Origin of the sequence: Sphingobium sp. MI1205 (genome assembly GCF_001563285.1) — a bacterium.
Lineage (GTDB): Bacteria > Pseudomonadota > Alphaproteobacteria > Sphingomonadales > Sphingomonadaceae > Sphingobium.
In genome coordinates, this window is record NZ_CP005188.1 from 1,549,401 (window position 1) to 1,569,666 (window position 20,266).

General features: G+C 61.8%; 20 protein-coding genes and 2 tRNA genes. 14 read left to right on the plus strand and 8 right to left on the minus strand.

The genetic code is table 11. The annotated features are described in order from the left end of the window. Positions 1 to 70: 70 nt before the first annotated feature. A complete protein-coding gene (locus K663_RS07445) occupies positions 71 to 1,324 on the plus strand; it encodes a tetratricopeptide repeat protein (RefSeq protein ID WP_335339090.1) in 1,254 nt (417 codons plus the stop codon). A 104-nt stretch (positions 1,325 to 1,428) separates the two neighbouring features. Here K663_RS07445 and K663_RS07450 read toward each other — a convergent pair whose 3' ends face one another. Further along, positions 1,429 to 1,902, minus strand: a complete 474-nt coding sequence (locus K663_RS07450; RefSeq protein ID WP_037465776.1) for an Lrp/AsnC family transcriptional regulator — start codon at positions 1,900 to 1,902, stop codon at positions 1,429 to 1,431. 170 nt (positions 1,903 to 2,072) lie between these two features. Here K663_RS07450 and K663_RS07455 point away from each other — a divergent pair, with 170 nt between their 5' ends. From K663_RS07455 to K663_RS07500, 10 genes are all read left to right on the plus strand, one after another. After that, positions 2,073 to 3,860, plus strand: a complete 1,788-nt coding sequence (locus tag K663_RS07455; protein WP_083535850.1) for a sensor histidine kinase — start codon at positions 2,073 to 2,075, stop codon at positions 3,858 to 3,860. A 45-nt stretch (positions 3,861 to 3,905) separates the two neighbouring features. Then, complete coding sequence (locus K663_RS07460; protein ID WP_062116064.1) at positions 3,906 to 4,943, plus strand: polysaccharide deacetylase family protein; 1,038 nt, start codon at positions 3,906 to 3,908, stop codon at positions 4,941 to 4,943. Between the two features lie 24 nt (positions 4,944 to 4,967). Continuing rightward, positions 4,968 to 5,043: transfer RNA gene (locus K663_RS07465), tRNA-Ile, on the plus strand. Positions 5,044 to 5,484: 441 nt separating this feature from the next. Then, a complete protein-coding gene (locus K663_RS07470; RefSeq protein ID WP_062116067.1) occupies positions 5,485 to 6,765 on the plus strand; it encodes a CmpA/NrtA family ABC transporter substrate-binding protein in 1,281 nt (426 codons plus the stop codon). Between the two features lie 17 nt (positions 6,766 to 6,782). After that, entirely contained in the window at positions 6,783 to 7,742 is a 960-nt protein-coding gene (gene ntrB / locus K663_RS07475; protein ID WP_235589543.1) for a nitrate ABC transporter permease, read from the plus strand. A 16-nt stretch (positions 7,743 to 7,758) separates the two neighbouring features. After that, on the plus strand, positions 7,759 to 8,562 hold the full coding sequence (locus tag K663_RS07480) for an ABC transporter ATP-binding protein (protein WP_062116073.1): 804 nt from the start codon (positions 7,759 to 7,761) through the stop codon (positions 8,560 to 8,562). A gap of 94 nt (positions 8,563 to 8,656) precedes the next feature. Continuing rightward, a complete protein-coding gene (locus tag K663_RS07485; protein ID WP_062116076.1) occupies positions 8,657 to 9,928 on the plus strand; it encodes an alginate export family protein in 1,272 nt (423 codons plus the stop codon). A 239-nt stretch (positions 9,929 to 10,167) separates the two neighbouring features. Further along, positions 10,168 to 10,244: transfer RNA gene (locus tag K663_RS07490), tRNA-Pro, on the plus strand. A gap of 320 nt (positions 10,245 to 10,564) precedes the next feature. Continuing rightward, positions 10,565 to 10,993 carry a methyl-accepting chemotaxis protein gene (locus tag K663_RS07495; RefSeq protein ID WP_062116079.1) on the plus strand — a complete coding sequence of 143 codons (429 nt, stop codon included), beginning with the start codon at positions 10,565 to 10,567 and terminating at the stop codon, positions 10,991 to 10,993. Positions 10,994 to 11,197: 204 nt separating this feature from the next. Continuing rightward, positions 11,198 to 11,557, plus strand: a complete 360-nt coding sequence (locus tag K663_RS07500; RefSeq protein ID WP_145902249.1) for a hypothetical protein — start codon at positions 11,198 to 11,200, stop codon at positions 11,555 to 11,557. 112 nt (positions 11,558 to 11,669) lie between these two features. Here K663_RS07500 and K663_RS07505 read toward each other — a convergent pair whose 3' ends face one another. Then, positions 11,670 to 11,882 (minus strand): hypothetical protein, encoded by a 213-nt coding sequence (locus K663_RS07505; RefSeq protein ID WP_037465724.1) that lies wholly within the window; start codon positions 11,880 to 11,882, stop codon positions 11,670 to 11,672. A gap of 156 nt (positions 11,883 to 12,038) precedes the next feature. After that, complete coding sequence (locus tag K663_RS07510) at positions 12,039 to 13,412, minus strand: M28 family peptidase (protein WP_062116085.1); 1,374 nt, start codon at positions 13,410 to 13,412, stop codon at positions 12,039 to 12,041. Between the two features lie 102 nt (positions 13,413 to 13,514). Here K663_RS07510 and ettA point away from each other — a divergent pair, with 102 nt between their 5' ends. Continuing rightward, on the plus strand, positions 13,515 to 15,200 hold the full coding sequence (gene ettA, locus K663_RS07515) for an energy-dependent translational throttle protein EttA (RefSeq protein WP_062116086.1): 1,686 nt from the start codon (positions 13,515 to 13,517) through the stop codon (positions 15,198 to 15,200). 234 nt (positions 15,201 to 15,434) lie between these two features. Here the strand turns inward: ettA and K663_RS07520 are convergent, their stop codons facing one another. Genes K663_RS07520 through K663_RS07530 form a run of 3 tightly spaced genes read right to left on the minus strand, consistent with a single transcriptional unit; the run spans position 15,435 to position 17,100 of the window. Next, entirely contained in the window at positions 15,435 to 15,716 is a 282-nt protein-coding gene (locus K663_RS07520; RefSeq protein ID WP_062116089.1) for an acylphosphatase, read from the minus strand. After that, positions 15,716 to 16,447, minus strand: coding sequence for an NYN domain-containing protein (locus tag K663_RS07525; RefSeq protein WP_062116092.1), 732 nt, complete (start codon positions 16,445 to 16,447; stop codon positions 15,716 to 15,718). The genes K663_RS07520 and K663_RS07525 overlap by 1 nt, the downstream gene beginning before the upstream one ends. Continuing rightward, complete coding sequence (locus K663_RS07530; RefSeq protein WP_062116095.1) at positions 16,447 to 17,100, minus strand: carbonic anhydrase; 654 nt, start codon at positions 17,098 to 17,100, stop codon at positions 16,447 to 16,449. Before K663_RS07530 ends, K663_RS07525 begins: the two co-directional genes overlap by 1 nt. A 66-nt stretch (positions 17,101 to 17,166) precedes the next feature. Between K663_RS07530 and lipA the strand changes: the two genes are divergently transcribed. After that, a complete protein-coding gene (gene lipA, locus K663_RS07535) occupies positions 17,167 to 18,102 on the plus strand; it encodes a lipoyl synthase (RefSeq protein WP_062116098.1) in 936 nt (311 codons plus the stop codon). 3 nt (positions 18,103 to 18,105) lie between these two features. Then, the gene (locus tag K663_RS07540; protein WP_062116102.1) at positions 18,106 to 18,576 is read left to right on the plus strand and encodes a type II toxin-antitoxin system RatA family toxin; all 471 of its coding nucleotides are present in this window, start codon (positions 18,106 to 18,108) and stop codon (positions 18,574 to 18,576) included. Here K663_RS07540 and K663_RS07545 read toward each other — a convergent pair. Further along, entirely contained in the window at positions 18,528 to 19,040 is a 513-nt protein-coding gene (locus tag K663_RS07545) for a CinA family protein (RefSeq protein ID WP_062116105.1), read from the minus strand. The two genes, K663_RS07540 and K663_RS07545, sit on opposite strands and share 49 nt — an antisense overlap. Before the next feature lie 3 nt (positions 19,041 to 19,043). Continuing rightward, entirely contained in the window at positions 19,044 to 20,219 is a 1,176-nt protein-coding gene (locus tag K663_RS07550) for a bifunctional 2-C-methyl-D-erythritol 4-phosphate cytidylyltransferase/2-C-methyl-D-erythritol 2,4-cyclodiphosphate synthase (protein ID WP_062116108.1), read from the minus strand. Positions 20,220 to 20,266: the final 47 nt, after the last annotated feature.

Here is a 20,266-nt window from a genome sequence, read left to right on the forward strand (position 1 = left end):
CAGGGGCCGGCGTGATGCGTCGGCACACCATAAAAGGGGGACGGCCGACATGGTCAGGCTGCGACATTCCATGCTTAAATCAGGGCTTTTCGCCATCGCGGCCGTTGCGGCGGCTTCAGGGCCAGCCATGGCGAAGAAATCGGCGGCGAGCGGCCCTGTCATCGTCATGTCGGAAACATTCCGGGCAGCGGCGCAGGCTGCCGACAGCGCGATCAAGGCAGGCGATGCCAACACCGCTCAGGCGCATATAAGCGGGCTGATGCCGGTCAGCGATTTCGAAGCCTATGCGGCGGCGGCGCTGCGGTTCGAACTGGCCGTGTTGAAGCGGAATTTCCAGGCTCAGCGCGTCGCGCTGACCGACATGTTCAAGACCGTATCGGTACCCAAGAAGGATGCGCCCCGGCTGCGCTATGTCGCGGGTTACCTGTCCTATGTCGTAGGCAATTATGACGACGCGCTGGCCCAGCTCGATTACGCCAAGACGCTTGGCTATGATGCGACCGACGCGACGATGCTGCGGGCCGACATCTATCTGCGAAAGAACAAGGCGCGCGAGGCGCGTCCGTTCGTGCAGGATGCGCTTGCCCGGCAGCGGGCATCGGGGCAGCCGGTTCCTGCGTCCTGGTATGACCGGGCTATCTCCATGGCATATGGGGCCGGTGACTGGACCGAAGTGGGCGCGCTCTATCGTGAACGTCTTGGCCGCTATGGTTCTGCCGGGGAATGGCGGTCGGCGCTTGCCAATTATCTGAACGCTCCCGGTATGGATACGCAAGTGCAACTGGATCTCTACCGCTTGCAGGCGGCGAATGGCGCCATGGCCAGCGAGCGCGATTATCAGGCCTATGCGCAACTCGCCGAAAAGGCGGGCAATCATGCCGAAGCGAAGGCGATCATCGAAGCGGGACGGTCGGCAGGCAAGCTGACGGCGACGCAGGCGGCGACCGCCAGCCTGATGAAAAGCGTGACGCCCAAGGCAGCGAAGGAAATCGCCGCGATGCCGGCCGCCGCGAAAAAGGCTGCGTCCGCAAAGGACGGTTCCGCCGCGCTGTCGGTGGCCGATGGCTATTTTTCGCTCAGCCAGTTTCCACAGGCGGCCGAACATTATCGGTTGGCACTGAGCAAGGGCGGTGTCGATCAGGGCAGGGCCAACACACGCCTGGGCATCGCCCTCGCGCGGTCGGGCGATATGGCGGGAGCGAAGGCGGCGCTGGCGCAGGTCACGGGCAACTGGGCGAATGTTGCGGGTTTCTGGAGCGTGTGGGTCGATCAGCAGAGCCGCAAGACGGCGTTTCAGCCGGTCGGGGTCTCCCCAGCGAGCTAACATGATTTCGGGGAAAGTCGGCTGGCTGCGGTAACGATCCGTAGTGAGCCGACCCCCGGTTTTACGCCGCGCTCGAAACGCTGGCGGTCATCGCCATGCTCTCGTCAGAGCGGGAGTGGAACGCCCGGCAGGTTCTTCGACATGCGGATGGTGAGGGACGTCTTGACGCTGGCCACATTGGGAGCGGGCGTCAGCTTCGACGTCAGGAACTGCTGAAAGCTTTGCAGATCCTTGGCGACGACCTTGAGAATGAAGTCGATTTCGCCGTTAAGCATATAGCATTCGCGCACCTCTGGCAGGGTAGCGACATGGTCCTCGAACGCCTTCAGGTCGGCTTCGGCCTGGCTTTTGAGGCTGACCATGGCGAATACCGTGATGGTATAACCCAGCATGGCGGGGTTCACCACGGCGTGATAGGAGGTGATGGCCCCGTTTTCCTCCAGCGCGCGCACGCGGCGAAGGCAGGGCGGCGCGGTCAATCCAACCTTTCGCGCAAGCTCCACATTGGTCATCCGACCATCCTGTTGCAGCTCGCCCAGAATGTGCAGATCGATATCGTCGATGTTGGGGCCAGCCATTATCCCGATTATTTCCTTTCTCATATCTTGCCCGTCACCATAATAATATTTCAGGGCAATGCAATTGTCCCACTATGCGACGGTCCCAAATGAGCAGTCTGTGCCCCTTCCACTTTCCGCCGCGAAGGCTTATCCCGGACCGGTAATTTCCTTCCGCGATCAAGTGCCGCATGTCGCCGGAAGTCCTCAAGGGGATCAGGGTGCGCTTCAACGATCTGATGCAGACAGTTCTTGCCGCAGAGAACAGGAGCGGGCTGGGCGCAGTCACGCTGTGGCGGCAATGCGTCGATCTGCTTGCGCAGAATGATCGCGCCGATCGCGGGACATTGCCCGATGAAGAGCGGCTGGCGCTGCTGGACCGGCTTTCCGCCTTGCAATCCCAACTGTCCGAAACGCAAAGGATCGCGACGGTGGTCGAATTGGGCGGCCGTCTGCGGTCCCCTGCGCTGGTTGAATTTTTCGCCAACGACCGGCCGGCGATCGCCGCCGCCGCCATGTCGCGCGCGCGGCTGCCCGATGACATCTGGGTCGAATTGCTTCCGCGGCTGAACCCTACGGCGCGTGGTATTTTGCGCGGGCGCCGGGATCTGGGACCGGGAACGCAGCAGGCGCTTGGGGCATTTGGCCTGACGGACCTGGTACTGACAACCGATCGTGATGACGTGCCCGGCGCAGATGCCGGGGACATGTTGCTGACCGCCGAAATGATGGAGCCGGTGGAGCATCCCGCGCCGCCCGCGCAAGCCGACGACGCAATGGTCGAGGATGGGTCCGAATTTCCCCCGGCCGACGTTGCAGCAGGCGACGATCAGATCCGCAACCTTGTGGACCGTATCGCCCGTTTCACCAGCACGCGACGGGCGCCCGATATGGCGGCACCCCGAACCGATCCGGGAGAAGCGACGATCGTTCGGTCGTTCGCATTCGAAACCGATGCAACGGGCATGGTCATCTGGATCGATCAGGGACCACGCGCGGCGTTGATCGGGCTGTCGCTGGGCGAAGTGGCGGTTGCCGGGGCGAGTGGTCCGGACGGCAGCGTTGCAGGGGCCTTCATGCGGCGCAGCGGTTTTCAGAACGGGCGCTATACCATCGTCGGTGGGGCAATGGCCGGTGAATGGCGACTGTCGGCGACCCCGTTCTTCGATCCGCGTTCGGGGCGTTTCCAGGGCTATCGTGGCCAGGCGCGGCGGCCCTATTTGCATGAGGTTGCCGCGCCGCCCCAGGCCGAGCCTGTTTCGGTGGCTGGCCTGTCGGCGGATTCGCTGCGGCAGCTGGTGCATGAATTGCGCACGCCGCTCAACGCGATACTGGGCTTTGCCGACATCATCGAACAGGAGCTGTTCGGGCCGAGCGGGCCGGAATATCGGGAGATGGCGGGCAAGATCGCGCTGGATGCCCGGCATCTGCTGGCGGCGTTCGACGATCTGGATCTTGCGGCGCGCGTTTCGCGTGGGGAGGGGGCGGAAGCGCCCAGCGCGGTCGATCCGGCGCTGCTGATCGCGCAGGTGTCGGCCCGTTTTCGCGAGCAGCGCGAAGGCGACGGCGCGCAGATCGACATCAACATGGCCCGCGCGCTGCCGATGGTGCGGATCGACCCCGTTCAGGGCGAACGGATGGTGCAGCATCTGATGCGCACGGTCATATCCGTCGGCGCGCCGGGAGAGGCGTTGAGCGGGGCATGCTGGTTCCAGCCTGATGGCGGGCATGGCTGCGTCATGCTGGCGGTCGATCGCCCGGCAAGCCTGGAGGGGATGGACGAGGAACAGTTGCTGGACCCCGGCTATACGGCAGAAGGCGACTGGGCGGACGGGCCGCTGCTGGGGCTGGGCTTTTCACTGCGGCTGATCCGCAGCCTGGCGGCGGGTTGCGGCGGCAGCCTGCAGATCGAACCGGACCGCTTCCTGCTATCCATGCCAGCCATGACGGTGGCGGAGGATGCGGCGGGCAGCTTCTGAGGCAAGAGAAACCCTATCGCAACGATTGAGCGATAGGGATGGCGCATGAACGCCCCCCTCCATGATGGCAGCCTGCTCCGCGCGCCGATGCCGGAAGACGGGATAACGCTGGCTCCCGATTTCGGGACGCGCTTCATGCTGTTTGTCGATACCGAGGAAGAGTTCGACTGGAACGCGCCTTTCAGCCGGGCCGCCACCAGCGTTACGGCATTGGCCGGAATGGCGCGGGGGCAGGCCTATTTCGCGGCGGCGGGCGTCAAACCCATTTATGTGACGGATTATTCGGTCGTCGACAGCGATGCGGCGGCCGCGATGATGGGGCAGTGGCTGGCCGATGAGGCGGCGGACGTCGGCGCGCATCTGCATCCATGGGTGAACCCTCCACATCTGGAGGAGGTGACGGCCGCCAACAGCTATGCCGGATCGCTCCCGGAGGCTTTGGAGCGAGCCAAGCTGGAGACGCTGTGCGAGCGGATTGCGGGCCGCTTTGGGCGGCGACCGATCGTCTATCGCGCGGGGCGCTATGGGGTAGGGCCCAATAGCGCGCGACTGCTGGAGGAAACGGGCTTTCGCCTGGATAGTTCGGTGCGTAGCCGCTTCGATTATAGCGGGCAGCATGGCCCGGACTTTAGGGGCATGCCACTGAACCCATATTGGGCCGGCCCCGGCAGGCAGCTTGTGGAATTGCCGCTTTCCACCGCCTTTGTCGGCATGTTGCGTGGCGGTGGCGAGCGGCTTTATCGGGCGGCGCAGAGCATGGGACCGCTGGCGGGGGCCATGGCGAGGGCCGGGATGTTGAGCCGTGTTCCGCTGACGCCTGAGGGCGTTCCGGTAGCGGATGCGATCCGGGCGATCGACGCGCTGATCGACGAAGGCGCACGGGTGCTGAACTTCAGTTTCCATTCGCCGACGCTGGAGCCGGGCCACACGCCCTATGTGCGGGATGAAGCGGACCGGGTGGCGTTCTACCGCTGGTGGGACAAGGTGCTGAACCATCTTGCCCGCCGCAGTGTCCGACCCGCAACGCTGGATCAGTTGCTTCAAGCGGTTCCAGAGCGGCGACGGGCTTGCAAAGCGGCCTGAGCCTGCTTATCCGGGCGTCAGGTGGGGCCTGTAGCTCAACGGTTAGAGCTGGCCGCTCATAACGGCTAGGTTGCGGGTTCGAGTCCTGCCGGGCCCACCATTACCCCACATATGCGTTTCACCCGCATACGAACCGGTTCCTCAACGCTGCGATCCCCGAATTTGCATCATTGTTGCGGATGTGTTCAACAAACGGCAGTTGCAAATTGTGCAATGCAAAATTTTTGCTTGCGACTCGGGCGAATCAGTGACAGCTTCATGACTGTCGAAGCAGGGTCGCTTCGAAACATTTGCTGGATCCGCCGCTGAAGGCAGGAGCCAGCTTCGGTCCCGCAGGATCGAAATCGGCAATGACGCCGCCCGGACAGGTCTGAACAGACCTTGGTCCTGGCGGCTTTTTTTATTTGTTTTTTCAACGCGGTCGCAAGTGCGCGCCGCGAACCGTGAACATCATCTTTCACACGCCGGACGGTGGTTCGGCGAATGGCTGGCTGCGTGCCTTTCGCAGCGCGGACGATCTGACTGAGAAGGAAATTGGGGAATGGCAGAGGGGGACAATCCACAAGGCGTGAGCCGCCGCAGCGCGCTAAAGACCAGTGGCACCGCAGCGCTTATTGCTGCGGCGCATCAGGCGTTGCCTTCGGGAGCGTTGGCCGCCGGAGCGGGGCCGGAGGTTACAGGAGCGAAGCTGGGCTTTATCGCGCTGACCGATGCAGCGCCCCTGATCATCGCCAAGGAACTGGGCTTTTTCGCCAAACATGGCATGCCCGATGTGCAGGTCGTCAAACAGGCCAGCTGGGGCGCGACGCGTGACAATCTGGTGCTGGGCACTGCCGGCGGCGGCATTGACGGTGCGCATATATTGACGCCCATGCCCTACATGCTGACGCTGGGTACGATCGGCAAGGCAACGCCGATGAGCATCCTGGCCCGGCTGAACGTCAACGGGCAGGGTATATCGGTTTCCAAGGATTATCTGGCCGCGAAAGCCGATATCAACGCGGGGAAGATGAAGGGCGTGATCGCCCAGCGCAAAGGCGCGGGCAAGAAGATCACCATGGCCATGACCTTCCCCGGCGGTACGCATGACCTGTGGATCCGCTACTGGCTGGCGGCCGGCGGCATTGATCCTGACAAGGACGTCGAACTGATCACGATCCCACCGGCGCAGATGGTGGCGAACATGAAGGCGGACGCCATGGACGCTTTTTGCGTCGGCGAACCGTGGAATGACCAGCTGGTCGCACAAGGGCTGGGCTACTCGGCGGTTTCGACCGGTCAGCTGTGGATGAACCATCCCGAAAAAAGCTTTGCCATGCGGTCCGACTGGGTAGCGAAGAACCCGCGCGCCGCCGTGGCGATCACCGCCGCCGTCATCGAGGCGCAGCGTTGGGCCGACAATCCGGCCAATAACGCCAAGTTGGCGAGCACCATTGCAGGCCGCGATTATCTGAAATGCCCGGTTACCGATATCGCCGACCGTTTGCAGGGCAATTTCAACATGGGCGACGGGCGCAAATTCCCAAACGCAGCCTTCAAGATGAAGTTTTTCAACGGCTACGCGTCCTTCCCTTACAAGAGCCATGACCTGTGGTTCATCACGGAGGATCAGCGCTGGGGCAAGTTGCCCATGTCGCTCGACACCAAGGCCGTGATCGCAAAGGTCAACCGCTCCGACATCTGGCGCAAGGCGGCAGCGATGCTGGGTGGCAAGGGCCCGGCCAGCGACAGCCGCGGCGTCGAGAAATTCTTCGACGGCAAGACGTTCGATCCGCGCAATCCGAAGGCCTATCTGGCCAGCCTGGCAATCAAGCGCGTTTGATGAGGAAGGAAAAAGCCATGTCTTCGCCATCGCCAAGCAGCAGGAATGGAGGGCCGCCGGTATCTTCCGGCGGCGGCTCCTCCGAATTGGGAGTTATCTTGCCCTATCCCGAACAGGCCATTGCACGGCGGAGTTTCGAGCCGGTCAGCGTGCCGGTCCATCCGCTGATCCGCAAGGCGCGCGCAGTGGCGGCCTCCGTCCTGCCGACCATGGTCCTGATCGGCGCACTGCTGCTCTTCTGGCAGCTTTTGTGCGCATCCCCAGACGCGAATTTCCCCAGCCCCGTCAAGGTGTGGGAGGAAAGCCATGACGTCATCATGCATCCTTTCAAGGGCGTGGAGATGGGACTTACCCACTTCAGCATACAGGATGGCGGGGATGTCGGTATCGCGGGCCATGTGCTGACAAGCCTTAGCCGCGTTCTCATCGGCTACAGCATTGCCTCCGTCTTCGGCGTCGCGCTGGGTATCCTGATCGGGCAGAGCGTTTTGGCCTTCCGCGCGCTCGATCCCTTGTTCCAGGTGCTGCGGACGGTGCCGCCGCTTGCCTGGTTGCCGATCAGCCTGGCGATTTTCCAGCAGGCGCAGCCTTCCGCGATATTCCTGATCTTCATCACCGCGATCTGGCCGGTGATCCTGAACACCGCCGCAGGGGTGCAGACCATTCCGCCCGCCTATCGCAACGTGGCCAAGGTGCTGGCGCTCAACCCGATCGAATATTTCGTCAGGATCATGCTGCCCGCAACCGTGCCGCACATGTTCACCGGCCTGCGGATCGGCGTCGGCATGAGCTGGCTGGCGATCGTGGCGGCCGAGATGGTGCAGGGCGGCACCGGCGTCGGCTTCTTCATCTGGGACAGCTACAACAGTTCGCTGCTTACCGACACGATCGTCGCGCTGGTCTGGATCGGCATGGTCGGCTTCACGCTGGACCGCATCGTCGCTTTTGCTGGCCGCATCATCGGCCGCGAAGGCTGAAAGGGGAGACAGGCTCATGAAACAACGTAGCTATCTCGCGCTCGAAGGGATCACCGTCGAGTTTCCGACCAAGGCAGGTGCCTTTTGCGCCCTGGACACCATCGACCTGGAAGTGAGCAAGGGAGAGTTCGTCGCGCTGATCGGTCATTCGGGCTGTGGCAAATCGACTCTGCTGAATGCGGTGGCCGGGCTGGTCAAGCCGACGCGGGGCGCCATCTTCCTGGACGGTGATCTGGTCGATGCGCCGGGCCCGGACCGTGCCGTGGTGTTCCAGGACCATTCGCTGCTGCCCTGGCTGACGGTCGAAGAGAATGTACGGCTGGCGGTCGACAAGACGGCGGGCGGCAAGAACAAGGCCGAGCGCAAGGATTGGGTGATGCACAATCTGGAGCTGGTGCAGATGACCCATGCAGCCGCCAAACGGCCCGGTGAATTGTCTGGCGGCATGAAGCAGCGCGTCGGCATTGCCCGCGCCATTGCGATGAACCCGCGCGTGCTGTTGATGGACGAACCGTTCGGCGCGCTCGACGCGCTGACGCGAGCGGCGTTGCAGGATGTGGTCATGGATCTGCAGGCGCGGCTCAACAACACGGTGCTGATGATTACGCATGACGTGGATGAGGCCGTGCTGCTGGCCGATCGCGTCGTCATGATGACCAACGGCCCGGCCGCACGGATCGGTGAGGACCGTCCGGTGGCGCTGGCGCGGCCGCGCAACCGGATCGAGGCGATCGACATGCCCGAATATGCAGAGGCGCGGTCGGCCGTCATCCACTTCCTGCACGAGCGCTACCGCAATCCGGCAACGCTTGCTGCGTGATGGGTAAGCCGCCCGGCGAGGCGGCTCCAACAAGATTGAGAGAGGATGCCCTGAAAGACTGCAAAAGCCATCGGGAGCACAAGAGGGGGAATTTATGCGTGGATTGAAAATGTTGCTGTCGGCATCAGCCGTGGCGACGACTGCAACGCCAGCCTTGGCGCAGGATATTACGTTCAAGCCGATCATCGAGGGGCGGTTGCGGTATGAGACGGTGGATCAGGACGGCCCCTTGCCCCTGACCAGCAGCCGGGATGCCGACGCGGTCACGATGCGGATGCGTGCGGGCGGAGAATTGTCGAGCGGTCCCTTTTCCTTTCTGGCCGAAGCCGAAGGGACGCTGGCCCTCGACGAGAGCTATAATAGTGGCGTCAACGGGAAGACGCTTTATCCGATCGTACCCGACCCTGAAACTGTCGAAGTGAACCGGGTCCAGTTGCAATACAAGACCAAGCCGTTGGTCGTCACCGTGGGACGCCAGCGGATCAACCTGGACGACCAGCGTTTCGCCGGGTCGGTCGCCTGGCGGCAGAATGAGCAGACGTTCGATGCGCTGCGCGCCGAATATATGGGCGTCAAGAACCTGAAGATCGACCTGACCTATGCCATTTCAGCCCGGACGATCTGGGGCATTGATGGCGGCAAGTTCGGTTCGGCGAACCGGCCTACCCATATCGACGGCGACAACATCTTCGCCAACGTCTCTTACAAGACCAAGTTGGGGACATTGACGGGCTTCGCCTATCTGGTCGATCAGGATGAGCCGGTTGCGGCGCTGCTTCGCAACAGCAGCCAGACCTATGGTTTCCGCTTTGCCGGGGCCATGCCGTTGGCCAAGAAGGTGAAGCTCAGCTATCTCGGCAGCTACGCCCGGCAGAGCGATTATGCGAAGAGCCCGGTCAGCTATAAGGCCGATTTCGTCACGGCCGAGCTTGGCCTGGAGGTTGCGGCCTTCAAGCTGACCGGCGGTTATGAGCTGTTGGGGTCCGATGGCGGCGCAACGGGCATCGCGGGTGGCTTTGCGTTTCAGACGCCCTTCGCCACGCTCCACAAGTTCAACGGCTGGGCGGACAAGTTCCTGAGCACGCCGGGGACCGGCCTTCAGGATTATTATGGCGGCATTGCCTATACCGTGCCGAAGCTGGGGAAGATGGGGCCGCTGGTCGCGTCCTTCATCTACCACCGGTTCAGCAGCGACCGCCTGTCGATCCACTATGGCGACGAATATAACGCCCAGGTGACGTTGAAGATCGACAAGCATCTGAGCGCGCTCGTCAAATATGCCGATTATGATCGCAAGGGCATAGCAAGCTTCACAGGCGACGCCGACACCAAGAAGTTCTGGGCGCAGATCGATTACGCCCTCTGACAATTGGTTGAAATGACAGACGCCGCTGCGGGGCATCATGCTTCGCGGCGGCGTTTTGTTTCAAGCGGAATGATCGCGAAGACTGATCCGATTGCGCGACGTGCGGTGAGGGGAAGGCGGGCAAGGGCCATTCTGCGTTCCCGATAAGCAATGCCGTGCCTGTGATCGCCATTCTGGTTGCTGTCGCGATGATGGCCGATTGACGGGACGCCTCCTTCACCGCTAAGGCCCCCTCAAGTCGGGGAGTAGCGCAGCCTGGTAGCGCATCTGCTTTGGGAGCAGAGGGTCGCAGGTTCGAATCCTGTCTCCCCGACCAATTTCATGAAATTGCGCTGATTAGCCTTACACGCTTCAAAACCGTCTTTCTGCGGAGCAGCTTTGTGTGGTTGGTCTGATGGTACAGATCTGAAAATCTGAAAGCTCGACTCTCGCGCTTGGCTTGTCCTAAATATCTCCCGATAAAGACGCGACGATGGAGAACCGATGACGGCAGAAGCGATCTACGCTCAGTTGCGGGAATTGGCCGACAGTGAACCTAACTTCGAACAGCCATCCGCCGAGCTTTCTCGTGGGCTAGGGCGTCTACATAATGCTGTGCTCGCAACCGGCGGAGGAACGGAAAGGTGACGCCGCCACATGGGTGAACTTGAAAATGTGTCCGGTGCGCTGATCCCGGAATTGGATGAAATCGCGACGCGGGTTGCCGATGCTACGGAAGGCACGAGTGATGCGGCACGGCTGCTGCGCCAGAAGTTGGACGCGATCAGGAGCATCAGCGCTATTATCCGCAGCGTTGCGGCTCAGTCCAAACTTCTCGCACTCAATGCCGCGATCGAGGCAGCGCGCGCGGGTAACGAAGGACGAGGCTTTGGCGTGGTCGCCTCTGAAATGCGGGCGCTCGCGACCCAGGCCGAAAAAGGCGCGCATGAAATTGATGCCTGTATCGATGACGCTCTCGCCGCCGCCACACAAAGCGACGATGCTATCGCCGCGCTTGGCAATGCCGTTGAACGGGGTCTCGTCGTCGTTGGCCAACTTGTCGCGGCCAACGCCTCCGACACATAAGTTGAGGCCAATCTGTTGAAGCGGCTGAAGGAGAAGGGCGGCTGGTGATGTCTTTGAGGCGCTAACGGTGATGGCTTCCGCTCTGGAATCCGCAAAGCAGCGGGTCCTATTTGTCGATCCCTATGCGGGACTGAAATCCTTTCAAACTATGCCATTATGATCCCCGAAGGGGTGCAAGTGGATTTGCTGGCCGCTGAGGGTCGCATGAAAGAAGAACTCAGGCCCGCCACAGAAGCTTCGGTGCAGCAGTATGGCAGCAAGCGCCCCTTGCGAGTCCGTCAAGTTGCAAAGTCCTTACTCCATGACCGGCTACTTGTCGTCGATGGCAAGGAAGCGTGGGATATCAGCCAATCGCTCAACGCTTCCGCAAAGGGTTCACCGGCCACCATCACGAAATCCAGGGCCGATCGTGCAGAGTTGAAGGTTGCCACGTATGAGCCGCTCTTTGACGAAGCAATCTCGCTAGTAAGATGCTCACAAAAAGAGTGGCGTACGCCCAGGGATGATCGAAACCACTTAACGGAGCGCAATCTTTGCATTGCGCCGATGCTAGCTGTGTACTGATGGCCAATTTTGAATATGCATCCGCCCCCAAACCACGCAATGCACCGCAGGCATAGAAAAAGGGCGGACCGTTAGACGGCCCGCCCTTTCGAAAATCTCGCTGACGCGAAGATTATTCGGCGTTCGCGGCGTTGTCGGCAGCGTTCGCAGCGTTGTCGGCGGCGTTCGCAGCATTCGCGGCGTTGTCGGCAGCGTTAGCGGCGTCTTCAACAACGTTCTCGACAACAGCGTTCGAAGCGTTCGCGGTCTCGTTGGCCGGCTTCTCACCGCAAGCGGCGAGGGCCATCAGGCCGGCCGAAGCGAAAACAACAGCGATCTTCTTCATTGTGTACGGCTCCCATAGCATATTGCCGCGTCAGACATATTCGTAACACGCCCAACGCGAGCGACCCGCATTAACGTGTGCGGTGCACAAATCAATGCTTTTCTGCGTCGGTGAAGCGGCAGAATCACGCGACAGACGGTTGTCTACTATAAAAGTTCACTTAACATCCAGCTTTTCCGGCGCATTCGCGATTTCATAAATTGCAACTGCCCATGCGCTCACATTCTGCTGCAATTGCTCCCGATCCACTTTGTCCAGGGTGTCGTCCGGGGTGTGGTGAATATCGAAGTAGCGCGTGCCGTCCTGTTGCAGGTCAATGACGGGGACGCCTGCCTTGACCAAGGGCTGGATGTCCGCTCCACCGCCAGCCAAGGCGCTGCTTTGGGCTATGCCTAGCGGAGCCAGTCCGGCAGAAATGCGGCTGGCAAGCCCCTCATGCCCCACGGGCAACTTGTAATCCACGCGCCAGACGCGATCGGCCCCAAAGTCGGACTCCATGACCATTGCGTGCGGCTCCGCCCCGTGCGCCGCGAAATAGGCTCGGCCGCCGTCGCCGCCCACTTCCTCTGCACCAGCCATGAATATGCGGATCGTGCGGCGGAGCGGGCCGGCCTTGGCCGCGTGGAGAGCCGCCGCAGTTACAATGCCGCACCCCGATGCGTCATCGATCGCTCCTGTGCCTTGGTCCCAACTGTCGAGATGACAGGCCGCCAGCACGACACCCGCCGCCGGATCAGTGCCGGGGATTTCGGCGATCACATTGCCGGACGGCTGGTCCTTCAGCATTTTGGAAGTGAGCGTGAGATGAAGGCGAACAGGCCGCCCGCGCGATATGATCCGCCCCAGCTGATCCGCATCAGGAATGCTGAGAGCGGCGGCTGGAATGGGCTTTGCGCCATCGGCCCACATCTGAACGCCGCTATGGGCCTGGCGATGATGGTCCGTTCCGATCGATCGGATCAATATGGCGGCGGCGCCCTTTCTGGACGCGATGCTCGGCCCCTGACGACGCGTGTCGCCGAAATAGCCGTAGGAACTGCCATCCTGAGTCGCGGTCATGGCGTGGCTGACAAAGGCGATCTTGCCTTTCAGGCTGCCGGCGGGCGCGGCTTCAAGATCGGCGAGCGTAGGAAAATAGACGACTTCGCCCTCAATCCCCTTTGCTGGAGTTGAGCCGCTGTTGCCCAGGGCAGCCAGAACCAACTGCTGGGGGAAGGGTGAGAGGATATGCGCCTCGTCCCGCCCGCGCAGCCATACGGGCATAGTAAAGGGCTCTGCGCGCACGTTGGCGAAGCCGAGGCTCTTCAGCTTTGCGACCGTCCAGTCACGCGCCCGTGCCTCCTGCTGTGTGCCAGCCGGACGCGGTCCCACTTCTGTCGTCAGCCCTTCGACAAAGTCCCATGCGACGCTGTCCTGCATGGCGGTTGTCCGAACCGCGGCAATGGGCGAGGGGGCGGCGGCCAGGGGGAGGGGAAGGATGATGCCGCCGAGAAGGAACGCGGCAACGGTGCCCGATCGGATTTTCTGCATGGATGAAGGCTTAGCCAGCCATCACCCATTTGCCAATGGCGTCGGGCTCCGCTAACTCCCGCGGGATTTTTCACGTTCAGTCTTTCGGAGCAGCCACAAGCCATGTCCGCCTCCTCGCAATACGCCTTCGTCATGAAGAACATGACCAAGAGCTTCCCCGGCGCCGCAAAGCCGGTGCTCAACGGTATCAACCTGCAATTTTATCGCGGCGCCAAGATCGGCATTGTCGGACCGAACGGTGCGGGTAAGTCAACGCTGATCAAGATCATGGCCGGCATCGACACGGACTACAGCGGCGAGGCATGGCCGGGCGAGAATATCAGTGTCGGTTATCTGGCGCAGGAGCCGCAGCTCGACCCGACCAAAAATGTCCTTGAGAATGTGAAGGACGGCGCGCGGGAAACCGCGGACAAGCTGGATCGCTTCAACGAGATCAGCAACATCATGGCTGACCCGCCGGAAGACGCCGATTTCGACGCGCTGATGGAAGAAATGGGCACGTTGCAGGAGCAGATCGACGCCGTCGATGGCTGGACGCTGGACAACCAGCTGGAAATCGCGATGGAAGCGCTGCGCTGCCCGCCTTCGGACTGGTCGGTGGACAGCCTGTCGGGTGGTGAAAAGCGCCGGATCGCGCTGACCCGCCTGCTGATCCAGAAGCCGGACATCCTGCTGCTCGACGAACCGACCAACCATCTGGATGCCGAAAGCGTCGAGTGGCTGGAAAATCACCTGAAGGAATATGCCGGTGCGGTGCTGATGATCACCCACGACCGCTACTTCCTGGACAATGTCGTCGGTTGGATCCTGGAGCTCGATCGCGGAAAATATTTCCCCTATGAGGGCAATTATTCCACCTATCTTGAAAAGAAGGCCCAGCGTCTGGAGCAGGAGTCTCGCGAAGAATCCGGCCGCCAGAAGGCGATCAAGGACGAGCTGGAATGGATCAGGCAAGGCCCCAAGGGCCGCCAGACCAAGTCCAAGGCGCGTATCTCAAAGTTCGAGCAGCTGGTCGCGAGCCAGGAAAACCGCACCCCCGGCAAGGCGCAGATCGTCATCCAGGTGCCCGAGCGCCTTGGCGGCAAGGTGATCGAAGCGAAGAACATCACCAAGTCCTACGGTGACAAGCTGCTGTTCGAAAACCTGTCCTTCATGCTGCCGCCGGGCGGCATCGTGGGCGTGATCGGGCCGAACGGCGCGGGTAAATCGACGCTGTTCAAGATCATCACCGGCCAGGAAACCCCGGATTCAGGTGAAATCGACATCGGATCGACCGTACGTCTGGGCTATGTCGACCAAAGCCGCGACCACCTCGACCCATCAAAGAATGTCTGGGAAGAAGTGTCCGATGGCCTCGACTATGTGAAGGTCAATGGGCACGACATGTCGACGCGCGCCTATGTCGGCGCCTTCAACTTCAAGGGTCAGGACCAGCAGAAGAATGTCGGAAAGCTGTCTGGCGGTGAACGTAACCGCGTCCACATCGCCAAGATGCTGAAGAAGGGCGGCAACGTGCTGCTGCTCGACGAACCGACCAACGACCTTGACGTCGAAACGCTGGCGGCGCTGGAAGAGGCGATCGAGAATTTCGCGGGCTGCGCCGTCGTCATCAGCCATGACCGTTTCTTCCTCGACCGGTTGGCCACGCACATTCTCGCCTTTGAGGGCGACAGCCATGTCGAATGGTTCGAAGGCAATTTCGGGATGTATGAGGAGGACAAGCGCCGCCGCCTGGGCGACGCGGCGGATCGTCCGACGCGCCTGGCTTACAAGAAGCTCACGCGCTGATCTTTTCTGTTTCCTGAACGGCAGGTTGCAAATCTTGCAATCGATGGTCAGCATTTCGCACTTGCGAGATTTTATGCTGCGCTGCACATAGGGGGTGCCTTTCAGGCATCCTCTCCTAAAACTTTCAAGGCCGGCCCCCAGGGGTCGGCCATTTTTTTGCGGCCTCGGATTATGCCCGCTTCACCATATCCGGCTCGTGCTAAAGCAAATGTCCAACCGCCAAGCGGCGGGAAATTAGCCCGTCGTCCGTTTTTGGAAGGATGTCATGCCTTCGACTCCGGCAGGGCGAATGTCGATCGCTGAAACACGGGCCGCAGGTGGCCCCTGCCGGGCCAGGGCAATGAATTGCTCGACCGCTTCCTCGTCACCTTCCACAACCGCTTCCACGCTGCCGTCCACGCGGTTGCGTACCCAGCCGGTCAGGCCAAGAGCGCTTGCCGTCTGGACCGTCCAGTTGCGATAGAATACGCCTTGCACGCGACCAGTTATAACCAGATGCCGGGCGATCACCGCCATCAGTGCACCCGTTTGATCCAGGTCTGACCGTCGCGCACCTCAACCTTGAAATTCTTGATGGAGCTGATGAGGTCGGACAGCCGCTTGAACCCATAATTGCGCGTGTCGAAACTGGAGCGGTTGCCGGCAAGCTGACCAACTTCGCTCAGTCGGGCATAGCCCTGCTCATCGCGCTTTACCGCGTTATAGGCGTCGATCAGCAGCTTGAGCAATTCAGGCGACACTTCCGTGCCATCACCATTTTCCCCGGTCTCTGAATAGATCACCGGCTGGGGCTGCTGTTCACGGATCAGCGCGCCGACGTCGATGAAGCGTGTGCAAGCGCTGCGGAAGGCGTCAGTGGTCTTGTCCGATCCGAAGCCATAGACGGGAATGCCCTGCTGCCGGATGCGCGTGACGAGCGGCGTGAAATCGCTGTCGCTGGACATCAGGCCAAAGCCCGTGACGCGTCCGCCCGCCATCAGGTCCATGGCATCGATCGTCATTTTCATGTCGGTTGCATTCTTCCCCTTTGTAAGGTCGAATTGCTGCTGTGTTTCGATCGCCTGGGTGACAGCCTGCCGCGCCCATCCCTTGAGCGCGGGCTTGCTCCAATTGCCGTAGGCCCGACGGATGTTGACCGTGCCCAGTTCGGCAAGAACCGTCAGCACCGGATCGAAATGATCCGAGGAAGCATTGTCGGCGTCGATCAACAGGGCGACATTGCCGCCGCTGGGGATCGGCGAGGACATCAGGCGGCGTCCTGCGCAGCCGGATGGAATTGCCCGCTCGCCTCGTCCAGCAGATGAAGCTGGCCGTCGGCGATCGCGAAGAATGCGCCCACCAGCTTCAGTTCGCCGCTCCGTTCCTTGGCGCGAACGCAAGGGAATGTGCGCAGATTGGCGAGGCTGACCTTCACGCCTTCCTGCTCCATGGCGCGATGGGCGTCCCGTCCCCGATCGTTGCCGAAGCGGCTGATCACCGTTTCACGCGCGCCATCGAGCATGTCGATCCAGTTGTGAATGAAGCCGCCTTCACCAGGAGGCGCATCCTTCAATTCCTGGCTGAGCGCGGCCTTGCAGCCGCCGCATTTGCCATGCCCCATCACGACGATCTCGCCGACTTTCAGCACCTGCACGGCGAATTCCAGCGCCGCCGACACGCCATGATGGCCTGGATTGGTTTCGAAAGGCGGCACCAGCGCCGCCACATTGCGGACCACAAAGATCTCGCCCGGACTGGTGTCGAATATCTGCGCAGGATCAACGCGGCTGTCGGAGCAGGCGATGATCATGACGCGTGGGTTCTGGCCCTCGCTCAGTTCATCCCATCTTTCGCGCTGCTGCGTCCATCCGGTGGTGCGGAAGCGGCGATAGCCTTCGAGCATGTCGGAAAAGTCGGTCATGGGCCAAGTCTGTGCCGAACAATCTGGGGGCTGGCAAGAGCGTGCTTGCCTCGCTATCTGGAGCAAATGACCGATAGTGCACCCATCCCCGTTCAGAGCCAGCCGCAGCGGACTCGCAAGCCCGACTGGATCCGCGTCAAGGCACCGACCAGTCCCGGCTATCATGAGACGCGCAAGCTGATGCGCGAAAAGGGGCTGGCGACGGTGTGCGAAGAGGCGGCCTGTCCCAATATCGGCGAATGCTGGACCAAGAAGCACGCGACGGTCATGATCCTGGGCGACGTTTGCACGCGCGCCTGCGCCTTCTGCAACGTCAAGACCGGCATGCCGCGCAAGGTCGATCCCAATGAGCCGCAAAATCTGGCGGATGCTTGCGCGGAGATGGGGCTGGAGCATATCGTCATCACCTCTGTCGACCGGGACGACCTGCCCGATGGCGGTGCGTCACAATTTGTGAAGGTGATAGAGGCGCTGCGCCGCACGACGCCTGACACAACGATCGAGATATTGACCCCCGATTTCCGCAACAAGCATAGCCAAGCCGTCGAGGCCATCGTGGCGGCGCGGCCGGACGTCTATAATCATAATCTGGAAACGGTGCCCCGGCTGTACCCGACCATCCGGCCGGGCGCGCGCTATTATGCATCGCTGCGCCTGCTGGAATCGGTCAAGAAGCTCGATCCGTCGATCTTCACCAAGTCGGGCATCATGCTGGGCCTTGGCGAGGAGCGGTTGGAGGTTCACCAGGTCATGGATGACATGCGGTCAGCCGACATCGATTTCCTGACGATGGGCCAATATCTGCAACCGACCCCCAAACATGCCAAAGTCATGGAGTTCGTGACACCTGCTGCGTTCAACGCCTATGCGGCGATCGCGCGGGCCAAGGGTTTCTTGCAGGTCGCGTCCAGCCCGCTGACCCGGTCGAGCTATCATGCGGGCAAGGATTTCGCGGAAATGCGTGCGACGCGCGAGGCGAAACTGGCAAAGGCTGCGCGCTGACGTATGCCCAAGCATCACGAGACAAGGCCGCTTCCCTATACCCCGGACCAGATGTTCAACCTGGTGTCCAACGTGGCCGCCTATCCCGAATTTCTGCCCTGGGTCAGCGCGATCCGGGTCCGATCAGACAGCGACTCCGAAATGGTGGCGGACATGATCGTCGGGTTCAAGGGGATCAAGGAGAGCTTCACCAGCCGGGTGCATAAGCATCGGCCCGACTTCGTAAGGGTCGATTATCTCGAAGGACCGCTGAAACATCTGCACAATGAGTGGCGCTTTCGCGACGATGGGCAGGGCGGCGTGCTGGTCGATTTCGAGGTGGAGTTCGAATTCAGGAACCGGCTGTTCGAAATGCTGGCCGGGCAGGTGTTCGACAAGGCGCTACGCAAGATGATCGGCGCATTCGAAACGCGGGCGGACGAGCTTTACGGCGAGTCGGGCAAAAACAGTTCCAGCGCGCAGAGCGCCGCCTGAAGGCGGACGCCGCCGCGACCGCTATCCTCGAAATGGCGCATGTCGGCGACGATCTTGTCAGGGTTGCCGCCGCGTTCGGCGCGGGCGAACACCACGGTCCCGACCGGCTTCTGTTCTGAACCGCCGCCGGGGCCGGCGATACCCGTTATGGCAACCGCGACATTGGCATGGCTTTTGGCGAGCGCGCCCTGCGCCATCGCCCAGGCGGTTGCGATCGATACGGCGCCAAAGGTCTCCAGCACGTCCTGAGACACTTTCAGCAGTTCGTTCTTCATATCGTTGGAATAGGTGACGAATCCTGCTTCGAACACCTCGGACGATCCCGCGATCTCGGTCAGGGCCGCGGATACGAGGCCGCCGGTGCAGCTTTCCGCCACGGCAATGGTGCGGCCAGCGCGGCGGTTGGCGATGATGACCCGTTCGGCGAGTTCGACCAAGGGGCGGGGGAGAATGCTGTCGGGCATGGCCTAGAATAGCGCGGGGAGGGAGATGGTTGCAACCGCCTGTGCCGCAATGCCTTCCCGACGGCCCGCGAAGCCTAGCCCCTCGGTAGTCGTCGCCTTCACGCTGACCCGATCGATCGGGATGGCGAGGATCTCGCTGATCCTCGTCCGCATCGGTTCGCGATGCGGACCGACCTTGGGCGCTTCGCAGATGATGGTGAGATCGATATGGTCGATGCGGCCGCCGCGATCGACCACCCGCGCAGCGGCATATTCCAGGAAGCGTGAAGAAGCGGCCCCGCGCCACTGCGGGTCCGATGGCGGAAAATGGCTGCCGATATCGCCATCCGCCAGTGCGCCAAGCAGCGCATCGACGATGGCGTGGATGGCAACGTCCGCGTCGCTGTGGCCCGCAAGACCGCGCTCATGCGCGATCTGCACACCGCCAAGCCATAGCTCCTCGCCCGCTGCCAGGCGATGGACGTCATAGCCCATGCCGATGCGGGTCGTCCGCTGACCCGCGAGCCATGCTTCGGCGCGGTCGAAATCCTGCGGATAGGTCAATTTCTCCAACCTTTCATCTCCGGGGACAAGGATGACGTCATGGTCCCCCGCGCGCAGCATCTGGGCATCGTCGGTGGCCTCCAGCGCCTCGTCCCAATCACGATGGGCTGCAAGAATGGTGTCGAAATGAAAAGCCTGGGGTGTTTGCACCCTGAAAAGGCCGGATCGATCCATGACCTCGCCGATGCGATCGCCGACGCCACGAACAAGCGTGTCAGCCACGGGCAGAACCGGGATGGCGCCCGCCGCCGCGTCGAGGGCCGCGAGCAGCCGATCCACCACCTCGGCCGGAAGAAAGGGGCGCGCAGCATCATGGATCAGCACCCAATCGGCGCCTCCGGCTGCGGCGATCGCCTCAAGACCAGCGCGAACCGATCCCCGGCGGCTATCCGCACCTTGCGCGATCGCCGCAACCTTTCGCGGGGAAATAAGGGCGGACACGGTATCTTCCTGACCAGCGCCGACCACCAGGACAAGCGTGTCGATCCGGGGATGGCTCGCCAGCGCATCGACGGCATGGGTAATCACTGCTTTGCCAGCAATGCTACGGAACTGCTTGGGCGAGTCCCCGCCTGCGCGGCTGCCTTGCCCCGCGGCAACGACCAGTGCGACGACCCTGTGCTTGTTCGCTGTCATGGCGCGCCTGTAGACGAGGGCGATGCGCTTCGCCAGACCCGCTTGCT

Bases quoted from the DNA above. Each gene is read 5' to 3' on its own strand.
- K663_RS07525 (WP_062116092.1), bottom strand. From the start codon at position 16,447: ATGTCCTCGCCGATCCCCAGCGGCGGCAATGTCGCCCTGTTGATCGAC.
- K663_RS07470 (WP_062116067.1), top strand. From the start codon at position 5,485: ATGGCAGAGGGGGACAATCCACAAGGCGTGAGCCGCCGCAGCGCGCTA.
- K663_RS07445 (WP_335339090.1), top strand. From the start codon at position 71: ATGCTTAAATCAGGGCTTTTCGCCATCGCGGCCGTTGCGGCGGCTTCA.
- K663_RS07540 (WP_062116102.1), top strand. From the start codon at position 18,106: ATGCCCAAGCATCACGAGACAAGGCCGCTTCCCTATACCCCGGACCAG.
- K663_RS07485 (WP_062116076.1), top strand. From the start codon at position 8,657: ATGCGTGGATTGAAAATGTTGCTGTCGGCATCAGCCGTGGCGACGACT.
- K663_RS07450 (WP_037465776.1), bottom strand. From the start codon at position 1,902: ATGGCTGGCCCCAACATCGACGATATCGATCTGCACATTCTGGGCGAG.
- K663_RS07480 (WP_062116073.1), top strand. From the start codon at position 7,759: ATGAAACAACGTAGCTATCTCGCGCTCGAAGGGATCACCGTCGAGTTT.
- K663_RS07530 (WP_062116095.1), bottom strand. From the start codon at position 17,100: ATGACCGACTTTTCCGACATGCTCGAAGGCTATCGCCGCTTCCGCACC.
- K663_RS07545 (WP_062116105.1), bottom strand. From the start codon at position 19,040: ATGCCCGACAGCATTCTCCCCCGCCCCTTGGTCGAACTCGCCGAACGG.
- K663_RS07510 (WP_062116085.1), bottom strand. From the start codon at position 13,412: ATGCAGAAAATCCGATCGGGCACCGTTGCCGCGTTCCTTCTCGGCGGC.
- K663_RS07500 (WP_145902249.1), top strand. From the start codon at position 11,198: ATGAAAGAAGAACTCAGGCCCGCCACAGAAGCTTCGGTGCAGCAGTAT.
- K663_RS07460 (WP_062116064.1), top strand. From the start codon at position 3,906: ATGAACGCCCCCCTCCATGATGGCAGCCTGCTCCGCGCGCCGATGCCG.
- ntrB (WP_235589543.1), top strand. From the start codon at position 6,783: ATGTCTTCGCCATCGCCAAGCAGCAGGAATGGAGGGCCGCCGGTATCT.
- K663_RS07455 (WP_083535850.1), top strand. From the start codon at position 2,073: ATGTCGCCGGAAGTCCTCAAGGGGATCAGGGTGCGCTTCAACGATCTG.
- K663_RS07495 (WP_062116079.1), top strand. From the start codon at position 10,565: ATGGGTGAACTTGAAAATGTGTCCGGTGCGCTGATCCCGGAATTGGAT.
- ettA (WP_062116086.1), top strand. From the start codon at position 13,515: ATGTCCGCCTCCTCGCAATACGCCTTCGTCATGAAGAACATGACCAAG.
- K663_RS07550 (WP_062116108.1), bottom strand. From the start codon at position 20,219: ATGACAGCGAACAAGCACAGGGTCGTCGCACTGGTCGTTGCCGCGGGG.
- lipA (WP_062116098.1), top strand. From the start codon at position 17,167: ATGACCGATAGTGCACCCATCCCCGTTCAGAGCCAGCCGCAGCGGACT.
- K663_RS07520 (WP_062116089.1), bottom strand. From the start codon at position 15,716: ATGGCGGTGATCGCCCGGCATCTGGTTATAACTGGTCGCGTGCAAGGC.
- K663_RS07505 (WP_037465724.1), bottom strand. From the start codon at position 11,882: ATGAAGAAGATCGCTGTTGTTTTCGCTTCGGCCGGCCTGATGGCCCTC.